12 protein-coding genes are annotated in these 14,264 nt (G+C 51.6%); 7 read left to right on the top strand and 5 right to left on the bottom strand.

The features are described 5' to 3' along the window. Window positions 1-15 precede the first annotated feature (15 nt). Window positions 16-1,272, top strand: a complete 1,257-nt coding sequence (locus ACR0J2_RS23815) for an adenylate/guanylate cyclase domain-containing protein (RefSeq protein WP_480814085.1) — start codon at window positions 16-18, stop codon at window positions 1,270-1,272. Then, window positions 1,197-1,778 (top strand): tetratricopeptide repeat protein, encoded by a 582-nt coding sequence (locus tag ACR0J2_RS23810; RefSeq protein WP_480814084.1) that lies wholly within the window; start codon window positions 1,197-1,199, stop codon window positions 1,776-1,778. The genes ACR0J2_RS23815 and ACR0J2_RS23810 overlap by 76 nt, the downstream gene beginning before the upstream one ends. Window positions 1,779-1,840: 62 nt before the next feature. Here ACR0J2_RS23810 and ACR0J2_RS23805 read toward each other — a convergent pair whose 3' ends face one another. Both ACR0J2_RS23805 and ACR0J2_RS23800 read right to left on the bottom strand, forming a co-directional pair. Continuing rightward, window positions 1,841-2,119, bottom strand: a complete 279-nt coding sequence (locus ACR0J2_RS23805; protein WP_170682868.1) for a TetR/AcrR family transcriptional regulator C-terminal domain-containing protein — start codon at window positions 2,117-2,119, stop codon at window positions 1,841-1,843. Between the two features lie 180 nt (window positions 2,120-2,299). Continuing rightward, window positions 2,300-2,785 carry a GNAT family N-acetyltransferase gene (locus ACR0J2_RS23800; protein WP_480714554.1) on the bottom strand — a complete coding sequence of 162 codons (486 nt, stop codon included), beginning with the start codon at window positions 2,783-2,785 and terminating at the stop codon, window positions 2,300-2,302. A 287-nt stretch (window positions 2,786-3,072) separates the two neighbouring features. Between ACR0J2_RS23800 and ACR0J2_RS23795 the strand changes: the two genes are divergently transcribed. After that, window positions 3,073-3,693, top strand: coding sequence for a cysteine hydrolase family protein (locus tag ACR0J2_RS23795; protein WP_480814083.1), 621 nt, complete (start codon window positions 3,073-3,075; stop codon window positions 3,691-3,693). Window positions 3,694-4,016: 323 nt separating this feature from the next. On the opposite strand, the gene ACR0J2_RS23790 is transcribed toward ACR0J2_RS23795, so the two are convergent. Genes ACR0J2_RS23790 through ACR0J2_RS23780 form a run of 3 tightly spaced genes read right to left on the bottom strand, consistent with a single transcriptional unit; the run spans window position 4,017 to window position 8,833 of the window. After that, window positions 4,017-5,141 carry an ABC transporter permease gene (locus ACR0J2_RS23790; RefSeq protein ID WP_480814082.1) on the bottom strand — a complete coding sequence of 375 codons (1,125 nt, stop codon included), beginning with the start codon at window positions 5,139-5,141 and terminating at the stop codon, window positions 4,017-4,019. Next, window positions 5,142-7,841, bottom strand: coding sequence for a ribosome-associated ATPase/putative transporter RbbA (rbbA, locus tag ACR0J2_RS23785; protein ID WP_480814081.1), 2,700 nt, complete (start codon window positions 7,839-7,841; stop codon window positions 5,142-5,144). Beyond that, window positions 7,838-8,833 (bottom strand): HlyD family secretion protein, encoded by a 996-nt coding sequence (locus tag ACR0J2_RS23780; RefSeq protein ID WP_480814080.1) that lies wholly within the window; start codon window positions 8,831-8,833, stop codon window positions 7,838-7,840. Before ACR0J2_RS23780 ends, rbbA begins: the two co-directional genes overlap by 4 nt. 366 nt (window positions 8,834-9,199) lie before the next feature. Here ACR0J2_RS23780 and ACR0J2_RS23775 point away from each other — a divergent pair, with 366 nt between their 5' ends. The 4 genes from ACR0J2_RS23775 to ACR0J2_RS23760 all read left to right on the top strand — a co-directional run bounded on the left by ACR0J2_RS23775 (window position 9,200) and on the right by ACR0J2_RS23760 (window position 14,059). Then, window positions 9,200-10,180 carry a nuclear transport factor 2 family protein gene (locus ACR0J2_RS23775; protein WP_480814079.1) on the top strand — a complete coding sequence of 327 codons (981 nt, stop codon included), beginning with the start codon at window positions 9,200-9,202 and terminating at the stop codon, window positions 10,178-10,180. Window positions 10,181-10,323: 143 nt separating this feature from the next. Further along, complete coding sequence (locus ACR0J2_RS23770; protein ID WP_170804870.1) at window positions 10,324-11,277, top strand: ornithine cyclodeaminase family protein; 954 nt, start codon at window positions 10,324-10,326, stop codon at window positions 11,275-11,277. A gap of 182 nt (window positions 11,278-11,459) precedes the next feature. After that, the gene (locus ACR0J2_RS23765) at window positions 11,460-12,509 is read left to right on the top strand and encodes a GFA family protein (RefSeq protein WP_480814078.1); all 1,050 of its coding nucleotides are present in this window, start codon (window positions 11,460-11,462) and stop codon (window positions 12,507-12,509) included. A 198-nt stretch (window positions 12,510-12,707) separates the two neighbouring features. Next, window positions 12,708-14,059 (top strand): IS3 family transposase gene (locus ACR0J2_RS23760; RefSeq protein ID WP_480814077.1). Its coding sequence is split into 2 segments (ribosomal slippage): window positions 12,708-13,044 and window positions 13,044-14,059, totalling 1,353 coding nucleotides; the frame shifts between segments, so codons are not numbered across the junction. Window positions 14,060-14,264 lie beyond the last annotated feature (205 nt).

Raw genomic sequence — 14,264 nt, 5'->3', positions numbered from 1 at the left:
TAGGGAGGTGCGGGCATGAAACGAAGACTTGCTGCAATACTTGCAGCAGATGTCGTGGGTTATTCGCGCCTTGTCCGCTCTAATGAAGAGCGGACGTTGGAGCAATTGCGACAACTACGGGAAAACGTCATCGAGCCAGCCTTTGCAAAACACGAAGGTCGGGTCGTCAAATGGATGGGCGACGGAGTACTTACTGAGTTTGCAAGCGCTGTCGAAGCTGTTTCATGCGCCTACGATGTTCAAAAGTCTATCCATTCACGCAACAGAGATTCTCCAGTTGATGAGGGGATTGCTTTTCGCGTTGGCATCAATATCGGCGACGTCGTGGTGGAGGGCGACGACATTCAAGGCGATGGAGTCAACGTGGCCTCAAGGCTAGAAACGTTGTCAGATCCTGGTGGGATCTGCATTTCGGCTTTGGTCTATGAACAGATCAAGCACCGTCTGGATGTGCCGTTTCACGACGCGGGTGAACAGAAAGTAAAAAACATTGCAGAGCCGATCCGCGTCTGGAAATGGGTGGGCTCGGCAAACAATGAAGCAACTAATCAAGAATCCACTTCTGAGTCAGAGCTGATTTCAACTCCTAGTCTGCCAGACACTCCGTCTATCGCGGTATTACCGTTTGACAATATGTCAGGTGATACCGAGCAGGAGTACTTCGCAGACGGCATGACAGAGGATCTGATCACCGACCTTTCAAAATTGTCTGGCTTGTTAGTCATCGGTCGCAACTCTTCTTTTGCTTACAAAGGCAAGGCAGTGGATCTGCGACGCGTCGGTAAGGAGTTGGGTGTGCGCTATGTCCTTGAGGGCAGTATACGCAAGGCAGGCAATCGGGTTCGTATGAATGCGCAGCTGATTGAAACCGCAAATGGAACCCACGTATGGGCCAATCGCAGAGACGGAACGTTAGAAGATGTCTTTGACCTGCAAGACGAGATTACAAGAGAAATTGTCGACGCGCTGTCTATTCAGTTACGGGAAGGTGAGGAAAAGCGTCTTGGCAGTCAATACACAGAGAATACTGAAGCGCGTGACTGGTTTCTTAGAGGGCGATTGCGCTATCGTGAGCCGGGTCCGCAAGCCAACGCTGACGCGCAATTACTGTTCACCAAGGCATTAGAAGCTGACCCAAGCTTCGCTTATGCAATGGCTGTTAGAAGCTATCTAAAATTCCACGCTTGGTTCTTCAAATGGAACACCCAGCACAACGCGTTCGACGAAGCTTTGGCTGGGCGGAACATGCCGCTAAGATCGATCCTAAGCTAGCGGCAGCTCACGCGTTTCTGGGCTGGATGCATATGTGGGGTGAGGGATTCGAAAGAGCTCTTTCTGAGCATGAAACAGCTCTATCACTGGATCCCAATTCCTCGGATGGACATTTGTGGCAGGCTTCTTCACTTATCTACGCGGGAACTCCGGAGCTGGCAATTGCTCCGATGGACCGAGCAATGCGGTTAGAACCGCATACCCCACCCATTTACCTTCTGAATTATGGTCACCTGATGTTGCAGCTTGACCGCTATGAAGAAGCTGTCGAATATTTGCAGGCGGCAATACGTAACGCTCCTCAATTTCCTATGAACTACATTTTTTTGTCGGCGGTAAAAACTGCGCAGGGTAAATTGCGGGAAGCAGAGGACGCCGGCTTGAAACTTCTCGGACTGATCCCTGTGGCTACGGTATCCACCCTCAGTTCCCAATTACCCTACGCAAAGCAAGAGCACAGACAAAAAATCGTTGCGGGCCTGAAAGCCGCAGGATTGCCGGATTAGTGAGAAGCAAAGAAGCCCGTTTTGGGATAGATGCGGACTTTCCTACCCTTCGCGGCAAACGATCAAACGTCCGCTTTGTAGTGTTTCAGAAACATCGTGACACAATCGTCCAGCACGTCCTTTGGCGTCGGGTTCTGGCCGAGGAAGTACTCAGGCCAAAAGAAGAAATTTTTGACAAGCGCAAGAAGTTGGTTGGTCGCAAAAACCGGGTCAGCCTTTCGGATCACTCCTGCGTCCATGGCTTCGCTGATCAGCCTCGTTACTGGGTAATCATGTGTTGCTGTTTCAGTGAAGAATTGCCGGGAACGGTCAAGGTGACGGATCAATTCTGAGATGACCATCCGGTTTTATCCGATGGCTGTCGAACAGCTCCATATTCGCGCCACTCAGCATCAAAAAATACTGGAGCGGGCTCATAGCGGGCGGCTGTTGCACTAGCATGACTGCCCACTCCGCGGCCGAAACGGACATCCTGTCGCAAGGTCGAATGTCCGCTCACCGTGGCTCAACCAACCAACGTGTCAAAGTCGCATGGACATTTCGTGCCAAGTCATTCCTCCATGATCAGAGGTTGATGGGCGAAGATAGTTGTACCCAAATCTCTGATAAAGCGGGAGATGATGCTCTTTGCACATAAGGTAGATCGCGGATTTGCCCATTTTTCTCATGCGGCCGGCGAATTCTGTCATCAGTGCCCGCGATAGGCCTTTTCCTTGATGCGCCGGATCCACGACGACAGACATAATAACGACATTTGACGCGTCGGGGTCATGCCCTACAAGTTCTTTGAATTCCTCGTCAGACATTTCAACGTTGTACGCACATCCGCAATTCACAAAACCAACAATCTCACCTTCGATTTCAAGAATGAGAAAACCATCGGGATAGACCTCGATTCTCTTTACTATCTTTTCGAGGGTAGCTGCTTCGTCGCCTTCATAGGCATCAGTCTCGATCTCAAAGCATCGAATTGCATCAGAGGGTTGGGCATTTCGAAATCTGTTCATGCAGTTACACTATGAACGATGGGTCAAGTTGTATAGCCGCCGTCGGTTTTGCTCGCATCATTGCTCAATCTGCGCTCGGCGCAGACACTCACTGCACTTACCCCTGGCGGCAGCTTTGCGGTCAATGTTGCCCCAGGCGCGGACACATGCTTTTCATTCCACAACAACGCAGCACACCCTTGACCGTAATCAGTTGCACATTTAGTCAACTTTGATCTGCCCGCTGGGACGACCCGGCCAAGCAAGGGAGTTTTTTTCAGGACGACCTGGCAAATTAGAGGTCGAACATGACAACTAAAACCAAACAAGCCAGGAAACTGATCGAGGGTAGACCTGCCCTAATCGTAATCGACATTCAAAAGAGCACGTTTATTGATGACAGCGAAGTACGCTCCATCGACAACATGCCGGGCTACAAAGAGCGCATGATCGCTGCGCGTGATTTGGTTGATGCCGCACATGATTACAATGTGCCAGTCATTTTCATCCAAGAAGTCCATCGTCCCGATAGGATAGACTTCGGCCGTGAACTGGATGGTGACGAAGACATACACTGTCTCGAAGGTGATCCAAGAACGGAAGTTGCAAAAGATGAGATGGGATATCGCAAAGGTGACTACATCGTACCAAAGCGACGGTATTCTGCATTTTTTGGCACCGATTTCGAAATCCTGCTGCGAGGTTTAAAGGTAGACACACTTTTGTTGTGCGGCGGGCTGACAGATGTTTGTGTGCACTACACATTCGTCGATGGCCACCAATCAGACTACTTCTGCCGCGTAGTAGAAGATTGCGTTGGAGGGTCATCTGTCCAAGCCCATGAAGCTGCTCTCAAAGCAATGGAGTATCTACAAACCGGCGCTGTTCAGAGCCGAAAAGCAGTGATCAAGGCCATCTCGTCGCTCTAAATTGCAATCGAACCGCTAGTACCAATTGGGGTGCGGAAACGGGCGGAGATTTTTGTCGCTTGAACGCCTTGGACTTGCCCGTTTGATGCAGAAGGAATCGGCAATTTCTGTACGACCCTTTGAGTTTGCGACTATGGCCCTTTAAAACCTCGATTGCACCGCAATCCAGCCGTCGGCGATTTAAATGCGAATATGACTATAGATAGTGAAGTTAACGCTTAGACAATCGCTGATGCCCTGACCTCTGCCGAGCAGATTTCCAAACTGTCTTCTGAGGCAGATCAGCTAGCGCTCCAATCTGTCACAGGCAACAGATTGGAGCGCTAACTGATCTGAGCAAGAGAACGCCGAAAAAGCCGTAGGCTCATTAGTAACAAAGCAATTCCTAACAACGTCATCCAGACGAATTCCGGCCAGACAGTCTCAATACCAGCGCCTTTGAAAACAATAGCCTGACTTGCTGACATGTAATGGCGTGACGGCAGAACCAAAGTACCTGCCTGCAACCACGCCGGTTGCCCTTCAATTGGGGTCTCTCCACCTGACAACATTAGCATTGGCAGCACAATCAACATGACCAGAAGCGCGAACTGCGCCATAGAGCGTGCAATGGTTGCCAGAAACACCCCAAGCGCCGTCGCAGTAAAAAGAAACAACGCCGTGCCAACCAAAAACAACATCTTGGATCCAGCGATACTAATGCCCAGAGAACCCTGCATCACAAAGGTTAGTGAAAGACCAGCGGCGACCAAAACCACTGCTGCATTCGCCCAAATTTTGGCAATGGCAATATCAAAAGGAGCAAGCGGCATGGCCAGGAGATGTTCAATAGTCCCGTGCTCTCGTTCTCTGATCATCGCAGCTCCGGTCAAAATAGTTGTGAGCCACATGATCTGGCCAATCAAAGCAACGATACCGGCAAAACGTACCGTATCTCTATTTGGGTTGAAGGCGCTTCTTAGAATGACACTGATTAAGGGAGCATCTACTAGATCGATACCAATTGCATAGCGATGTATTTCAGCGCTCAAGATACTGGCGATGTAGTTTGCGCCAATACCGGCCTGTTCCATTGCGGTTGCGTCAATAAGAACTTGAATCTCCGGACTGCGCCCTGCGCGCAAATCCTTTTCGAATCCGGGGGGCACAGCCACAACGAAAATAAAGCGCCCGGCATCCATGTACGCAGGTCCTTTTCCGGGTTCGATTTGGACGACCGGTTGGAACTCTGGTGGAAAAAACGCTGTGGCAAGTGCTCGAGAAAGTGGCGAGTCGTCTTCATCCGCAAACGCTATCGAGGCGTTGTTTACAGAACTTGCCACTCCCGTTGCTTCCATGATCGGGGCCAGCGTAAAAGACCAAACCAACAAGGCCATCATCACCCAATCACGGCGCAGGCTCATCACTTCCTTCAAGCCTAGCCAGAATATGCAGTAGAAGCGCTGCATTCACTTCTCCTGAGCCCGAAGACATAGGGCTGCGATCAGTGTCAGAACGGGTCCGAAGCAGGCGAGGGCCAGAATGTCTGGCGCAAGGGCCTCCCAACCCAAACCTTTGGTGAAAGCACCAACGTTTAGGTGTAGGAAATATGAGGAAGGCCAAAGAGAACCCACCACTTGTGCGCCTCCTTCAAGCGTTGAAACAGGTTGCAACAGACCTGAGAACTGGATTGTTGGGACAACTGAGGCGATGGCAGTTGCAAATGTGGCGGCCACCTGACTGGATGTCATTGTAGCGATCAATAACCCGTAGGATGTTGTTGCCCAAACGTAAAGAAGGGCACCAACAGCCAAAGGGAAAGGATTTCCTTTTAACGGCACCCCAAAAAGAAAAACGGTCATTCCGGCCAAAAGCAGAAAATTTGCGTAGGCGATCAATATGTACGGAATTTGTTTGCCGACTAGAAATTCAAGCCGCGTGGTTGGTGTCACGTAGAAATTGACAACTGACCCCAGCTCTCGTTCCCTTGCTACGCTTACGGCAGTCAAAACAGCTGGCAGCATAATCAGTAAGATAGCAGGCATTGCCGGAGCCATCGCGGCGATGCTTTCAAAGCTCTGATTGTAGCGAAACCGGGGTTCGATCCTGGCGATATCTATCTGGCTTTTGCCGTTGTTAAGGGCATATTCCTCTAGAAATGATCGGTGCAATCCGGAAACATATCCTTCAACCGTCTCACCCTTAAATGGGATAGCGCCGTCTACAGTTGCTAGTATCTGGGTCGGTTCACCCGTACTCATCTTTCGGTCAAAGTCAGGTGGCAACTCAACAACCAGAGAGACCTCACCTGCCACTAGACGGTCGCGCCCTTCGCTTGCGCTTTGCAGCGGCGATGTGGCTTTAAAATAGGACGATCCGGCGAATTCAGCCGAATAAGCACGACTCTCCGGCCCCTGAGAAAGGTCAAGTACCGCGAATTCAAGCTCATCGATATCCAGCGTAATTCCAAAGCAAAAAACCAACATTAGAATAGCAGAACCCAGAAACGCGAAAGCCAGACGCACCGGGTCACGAGCTACTTCAACAGTCTCGCGCCGCGCATAAGCCAATACACCAGAAAACGCTCCTCCCCCGGCGTGGGATCTGGCCCTAAAACCGACCTCTGGCGCGACAACAGAGACTGGTTTTTCTGCTGCTTCCAATATCGAAATGAAGGCGTCTTCAAGGTTTTCCGCCCCTTCAACGGTGATCAGTTCAGCCGGAGTACCTTCCGCTAGAACTCTACCAGCATGCATAAACGAAACGCGATCACAGCGTTCCGCCTCACCCATGAAATGGGTGGACACAAAGATCGTTACCGACTCATTTCGCGACAGCTCAATCAACAAGTCCCAGAAGGAATCGCGTGCCTCTGGATCCACACCGGATGTTGGTTCGTCGAGTATTAGCACCCGCGGACGGTGGATCACTGCTACGGCTAGCGACAGTCGCTGTTTGATCCCTAGAGGCAGTGCCGTCGCCAACGTATGCCGGTGCTCTTCGAGCCCAAAGCGCTCAGTGAGTTCCGAAACACGTTGTTCTCGGTCGGCAATTGCAAATATCCGCGCATGCAATTGTAAGTTCTGATGTACCGACAACTCGCCATACAAGGAAAAGGCCTGGCTCATGTAGCCTATTTCACGCCTCATTTTGCGATCATACGCATCGACAGGATTGCCAAATAACAGTGCTTCACCTGAGCTTGAAGGTAACAAGCCAGTCAGCATCTTCATTGTCGTGGACTTGCCGCAACCGTTTGATCCGAGAAACCCGAATATCTCTCCGCGATTGATTGTGAAGTCGACGTTGTCTACGGCCGTGAAATCACCAAAGCGTCGTGTCAGTCCACGCGCAACTATCACTGGGCTTGCTTCGATCTGCCCATTCGATTTGTTTTTCCCCGCCGGTTCGACAGGCAACTCCCTTGCTCTCAGACGCCGATATGCAATTTCGAGGTCGACATCACTTCCTTTCAATTCGGCGGGCTTCCCATGAAAGATGACTTGACCCGCGTCCATCGCGACAATCCGGTCAAAACCGTCGGCTTCTTCCATGTACGCCGTTGAAACCAATACCGACAGTTCAGGGCTTTTTACTCGGATTGCATCGATCAAAGCCCAGAACTGCCGACGCGACAACGGGTCGACCCCGGTCGTTGGCTCATCCAAAACCAAAAGTTTGGGGTCATGGATTAATGCACAGCAAAGGCCTAGTTTTTGCTTCATCCCACCCGAGAGTTTGCCCATCAGACGGTCTTCAAACTGCGCAAGCCCTGTCGCAGCCAATAGCGCTGCGATACGGTCATCCCGCTCTGAATACCCTTGAGCAAAGAGACCTGAGAAGAACTCGAGGTTCTCGCGTACAGACAGCTCCGTATACAGGTTTCGACCCAACCCTTGCGGCATGAAAGCGATGGCTGGGCAAATGCTGTGCCGATGACCGGAATCGCCAATCGGGCCGCCTAGAACGTCGATATTTCCGGATTGCAGTTTCTTTGCGCCGGTGATCAAACCAAGCAGTGTAGACTTTCCCACCCCATCCGGCCCGATAAAGCCAACCAGCTGGCCGCCTGGCAGTTCTAACGAAACAGAATCCAATGCAACATGCTTGCGATAACGGTGCGTAACACCTGAAATGTGAATATCGCAGGCGTCATCCTCTACTCTCATTCGAACAGCTCTTCTGGGATGCGTTGTTCAAGCGCCTCAGGCCAAGCAGCGGCTGGGTTCAGCCGGATCACAGCGACACCGCGCAGACCGGTTTTGACGTGCTCAATCCGACTTTCAACCAAGTCTATTGGGATACGGACGCGAACGCGAAAAACCAGTTGCTCTCGCTCATCCAGGGTCTCGACCTGTTTGGGGGTGAATTGTGCCTCGGGAGAAACAAAGCTCACGTAAGCAGGTATTGCATATTCCGGCAAAGCGTCGAGCACGATGCGAGCCTCAGCTCCAATGGGCAAAAGTCCGGCTTCACGCGCCGGAAGAAAAACTTCCATGTAAACATTCTCAAGGCCAAGAATAGTCAGGATTGGTTCGCCCGCGCCAACCACCTCTCCGGGTTCTGCAAGCCGGTAAAGCACGCGTCCGGGCAAAGGTGCCACTAGAGCGCTGTCTTCAATCTGTGCCTCAATCCTACGCACTTCCGCCTCAGCGGCAGCAATACGGCTTTCCGCGGTTGCAACTCGGGCTTTGGCGGCGCCTAATACTGCTGTAGCAACCTTATGAGTGGTATCGCGATCTTCAAAAATAGTTTTGGAGATGTTTTGTCCTGCCAGCAACGCCGTGGCACGATCAAGCTCTTGCTCGGCCCTGCGCTGTTCGCTTTCGCGTTGCACAACGAGCGCTTCTGCTTCGGCCCTTGTCTGATTTGCCAAGGCTACTTCGGCTCTAGCCCGGTCCAGGGCCGCAGATAACTCGTCTATGTCCATTTCGGCCAGGATTTGACCGGCTGCAACCATACTGCCCTCTGTTGCCGTTACCTTCGCAACCCGACCTGCATTAGTTGGTGCTATTTCGACTTGTTCCGCTTCAACCCGCCCGTTTCCTTGCACAAATCCGACCGGCAATTCATCGCCATCCTCGGCAACAACGAAATACAGCAACGCACCAGCAATTACTAAACCAGCCAAAATAAGAAAAACCGATAGGTTTTTGGTCATAGCGTTTCACCTGAAACAGGGTTTCTGGCGCAGAGTTTAGTGTCTCAAAAGACTCAAAGCCTTGTTTTGGATCAAAACCGATCCGGGCACCTCAGTTCCAAGCAATTGTTTGTATGAACACCGTTTTGGGTGTTGCAGGCTCTTTCGCGATGGGTCGGAAGAAGTAGACTTGAAGTGTTTTTGTTATCAGTTTGGTATTGAAACGGGTTGTCTTTATAGCCGCTCCGGCTTGGCCTACACTGACAGGACCTCAGAAATGGAGATCTCGGGAAAAGGTTATGCCATGACACGCTTCAAAAGGAACTGGACGTGCGAAGGTCATGTTTTTCGAAGTAGTTTTCTGGCCGTCGACGCGACGGTTTTGGCATGAGAGATACGATCAGCCCCTCTTCGGAACTCGCCGCTATAGTGGCACGATGGATCAACGCCTACGGTCGGGGCGATGGAGAGACGGTGGCACATCTTTTTTCTGATGACGCTGCCCTGTCATACTTTGGCTCAGCACACGGCGAGGCTTGGAAAGGCGATGCGCTGCGTCGCGGTATGGAGCAATACATCGGTGAGGATCCACGGTTCAAGTGGCACCCAAAAGACCTGAGAGGATTTGAATGCGGATCACTCGGTTGGGTCGAATGGGAAGCAAGCATTGAGGGTATTGAAACAGGACAGATCGCGCACCTACGTTCTACGGTCATTCTGAAACTCGACAAAGGATCCTGGAAGATTGTGCACGTTCACAATTCCCTACCGGTCAACAACGTAGAGGGATTTGGGTATGAGGCCAGAGGCTTTGAGGAACTGCTTGATGCCGCCCTCTCTACACCCCATGAACTCGGCCAAAGTGGTATAGCGACCATCATGTTCACCGATATCGCGGACAGCACAAAAATCGCTGAGGCTATAGGTGATACGCTTTGGAGCGACGCCCTCGGAAGACATCTGCGACTTGTCGAAACGCAGATCGTCGGGAGTGGTGGACGTACGGTGAAATCACTGGGAGACGGGGTGATGTCGTCTTTTGCTTCTGCAAGGGCAGCATTGCTGGCAGCTCAAAATATTCAACAGGCGAACGCGGCGGAAACAAACGAGCCAAAGTTGCGGGTTCGCATCGGCTTGCATACCGGCGAAGTGATAACTTCTGATGCTGATCACTTCGGGACTGTTGTCAACAAAGCAGCACGTATAGCCGCCCTGGCAGCACCAAGTGACATCCGCGTCTCGGATGCCACACGGATCATGGTGGGCGGATCACAGGAGTTTCAGTTTGCCGAGCAAATGACTGTTCCGCTTAAAGGTCTCGAAGGAGAGCATACAATTTTCAAACTCAACTGGCTTGAGACAACTTGAGACCGTAAGCATGAAAACAGAAATCCCAGTGCAACGAATAATGTACTCGAGTGAAGTCCCAATCTAGACACCCAAAGCTTATGTTAACACGCAATTTGATAGCCTAATCGGGAAGCCGGGTTGTAAAATGGAGCGGCGCCAACATGACTTCTGAAAGCAAAATTACTTATCTTTCTGACAAAGACTTGGAAGGTTTAGGTATCCAACCTTCGGAAGTTGCTGACGCGATTGAATCTGCGCTGATAGCCAAGGCAAGTAAGCAGCTTCATACGTCCCCCAAGACAGCCATTTTGCCCGGGGATGGACGGTACGCAATGTCGACCTTGGCAGTAGGAGATGATGGGTTCATCGTGACCAAACAGGTAACGGTGTGTCCGAACAATCCGGCAAAGGGGCTCCCTGCGATTAACGGCGCTATCATGGTAATGGACGGGCAAACCGGGGTTCTCCGGGCAGTCTTAGGGGCAAATTGGGTAACGGCTGTTAGAACAGCGGCGCTGTCAGTCGTCGCCGCGCGTCGACTTGCTGATCCAAATGCTGAGACAGTGGCTTTTGTTGGGGCCGGCGTGCAAGCTCACTCCCATTTAGTTGCGTTTTCCGAGGTTTTCCCATTGAAAAGCATTCGTGTGTTCGGACGTGGCAAAGCGAATGTCGACAAGCTTTGTCGCCGGGCTCGGGATATGGGCCTCGAGGCCCAAACAGCCACCAGTGCCAAGGACGCCTTGCGGGATGCCGATCTGGTAGTGACATCAATAACTTTGGACTATTCCATCGAACCTTTTCTGGATGCCCGATGGCTAAAGCCGACTGCCTTCGCCGCCATTACAGATGCCTGCATTCCGTGGCTTCCAAAGGGTATGACCGCTTTCAAAACCGTTATTGTTGACGACCGAAAACAGGAATCTGAAAGCGACAAACCAATGCTGCCATATCAGCGAGTAACTGGAGATTTGACGGAAATTGTCTCGGGAGCAGTCGATACCACTTTAAGCGAGAAACCGGCTGCATTCGCTTTCAGAGGGATTTCTTTGGGAGATTACGCCACAGCGGTACTCGCAGTTCGACGGGCGGCCGAGGCACGAGCTCGGCAAGAATAGGATTCTTTCGGCTTTGGGCTCAGCGCTGCCATTTTCTGCGATGAGCATGATTGACCGCTCGCAGCCCCGAACGGTCTTTCAAAGTTGGAAATTAACACCTCAGCCACCGTGGCTCGCTCCGACCGATTTTATGCTAAAGTAAGCAGGCACCAATTGGAGATTTTTAGCTCGGAGCAACGGAGATGGAACGCAAATTAGCGGCCATTCTGGCCACCGATATAGTCGGTTTCGCAGGATTGGTATCACGCGATGAAAGCGGAACATTAGCTAAGTTGGTTCGACTAGAACGTGAAATCATCGGCATGCAGGTGGAAGCAAACCGGGGTCGTGTTTTTAAGTCTACTGGCGATGGGTTTTTGGCTGAGTTCTCGAGTGTCTTTGAGGCGGTCAATTGTGCAATCAACATTCAACGAGCGTGCGCGCGCGAAGCACGCCAATCGAACAGTGACGACCCACTCATTTTACGCGTCGGAGTTTCGCTCGGTGATGTCGTTGTACACGGCGACGATATTCTCGGAGACGGCGTAAATACTGCCGCACGGCTTGAGGCAATAGCGGAACCAGGTGGAATCGCGGTTTCAGGAGAAGTAATGGCGCAAATAGCGGGCAAGATAGATCTTCCGCTGGCGGATTGCGGTCACAAAAGACTCAAGAGCACTGATACTCCAATACATGTCTACATGACCGTTTCAGAACCCGGCGAAGAAGGGGGTTTTCTGGATTTTGATGAAGATGAATTGGCCAAAACCTTAGTGACAGGTGGCTGCATCTGTGGGTTGGTCCGGTATGAAATAAACGCACCCGCCATAAGCACAGGGTATTGCCATTGTAGTTGTTGCAGAAAATTTTCTGGTTCAGCAGTTAATGCATGGGCGGCCTTTCCCGCTTCTGCTGTTCGATTTCTCACCGAGGAACCTCGATACTTCGCAACTACGCCAATAGCAAATCGTGGCTTTTGTGCCAAATGCGGCGCAAGCCTAACTTATAAGCTCGTTAAGCCAAGAGAAACGGCCTATCTGGTCCTGCTTACTTCGAGCCTCGACCAACCAGAAAACTTTTCTCCTTCGGTCCACTCTGGAATAGAAAGCAAAATGCCATGGTTTGATATTTTGGATGACTTACCTCGCACAAGGTCTTCGGACTCTAAAGTTTTGCAAGAAGCATGGTCAAGTGTCGGTCTACCAGACCCTGAAACTTGGGGACCTTTGGCTAAGCCGCCTGAGGCTTTTTAGTGATCGAGCGATTTCTGCTTTATCCGCAAAGAGAACACTCCTAGCGTTTGAAAAATGATAACATCGAGCCCAATGCGGGCGCCCATCCGACGGCAGTGCGGCTGCACAAAGACTGTCTGACGTCAGCACCAATGGGACAGTTTAAGTAGATTTGATAAGAGAGGGTTTCTGGCTCATCGTAACCGCCAAGGAGTGGAGATGAGAAAGAAACCCGGAACCAAGCAGAGCCACGGTGAGAAGGTCGTAAAGGACATTCGCCGTGTGACCCGCAAACAGTATTCCGCAGAAGAGAAGATCAGGATCGTGCTGGACGGCCTTAAAGGCGAGGACAGCATTGCAGAGCTGTGCCGTCGTGAGGGCATCGCGCAGAGCCTGTATTACAGCTGGTCCAAGGAATTTCTGGAAGCCGGCAAGAAACGTCTGGCAGGTGACACGGCCCGTGCGGCAACTTCCGCCGAAGTGAAGGATCTGAGACGGGAAGCCCGTGATCTAAAGGAAGTTGTTGCAGAACAGGCCCTGGAACTGCGTTTGCTCAAAAAAAGCATGATCGCAGATGGGGACGACGACGAATGAGGTATCCTGCATCTGAAAAGCTGGAGATCATCCGCCTCGTCGAAGGTTCGCATCTCCCGACCAAGCGCACTTTGGAAAAGCTGGGCATCCCGAAGACCACCTTCTATCGCTGGTACGACCGGTATCTGTCGGGTGGTCCTGAGGCGCTTGAGGATCGTAGTCCCAAGCCCTCACGGGTCTGGAACCGCATTCCGCAGCCAATGCGTGAGAAGATCAAGGACCTGGCACTGAAGGAAAGTGAGCTTTCCCCGCGTGAGTTAGCTGTTCGCTTCACCGACACAGAAAAGTACTTTGTGTCAGAGGCTTCGGTCTATCGCATCCTCAAGTCCTACGATCTGATCACCAGCCCGGCTTATGTGGTTTTGTCGGCCGCAGACGAGTTCCAGGACAAGACCACACGGCCGAACCAACTCTGGCAGACCGACTTCACTTACCTGAAGGTCATCGGCTGGGGCTGGTTCTATCTCAGTACGATCCTGGACGATTACAGCCGTTACATCATCGCTTGGAAGCTTTGTACGACTATGAAGACCGAGGATGTGACCGACACGCTGGACCTGGCACTACAGGCGTCGGGCTGTGATCAGGCAACCGTGCTGCACAAACCGCGCCTGCTCAGTGATAACGGATCCAGTTATATCTCTGGTAAACTTGCTGAATGGCTGGAAGATCAGGAAATGGATCATGTCCGAGGGGCGCCATACCATCCGCAAACTCAGGGAAAGATCGAGCGCTGGCACCAGACCTTGAAGAACCGCATCTTGCTGGAAAACTACTACCTGCCCGGTGATCTCAGGCAGCAGATCGATGCTTTCGTCGATCACTACAACCACCGGCGCTACCACGAAAGCTTACAAAACCTCACGCCCGCTGATGTCTACTTCGGGCGCGGACAGACCATTCTAAAACAACGAGAGAGGATCAAACGAAAGACCATCGAAACCCGGCGCTTGCTTCACCGCAAATCCGCCGCATAATCAAACCAACCAGATGAGCCACATCCTCTCTTAGATCAGAGCGCCATCTGTCCCAAAATCCCTGACGACGGACAATACGCTTCTAGATCATCGGTTGGCCGTTTCCTAAGCGAAGCGATTTCTTCTTCCTCAACTACTATTTTCAGGGTGGATGCGATTTCCCGAATAAGGTCGGCCTGAGCGGAAAACAATTCTTCGACGCCAA

The sequence above is a fragment of the Ruegeria sp. CG4 genome (genome assembly GCF_056537185.1).
Note: the sequence above shows the minus strand (reverse complement) of the source record. Positions and strands in the feature narration are given on the sequence as shown.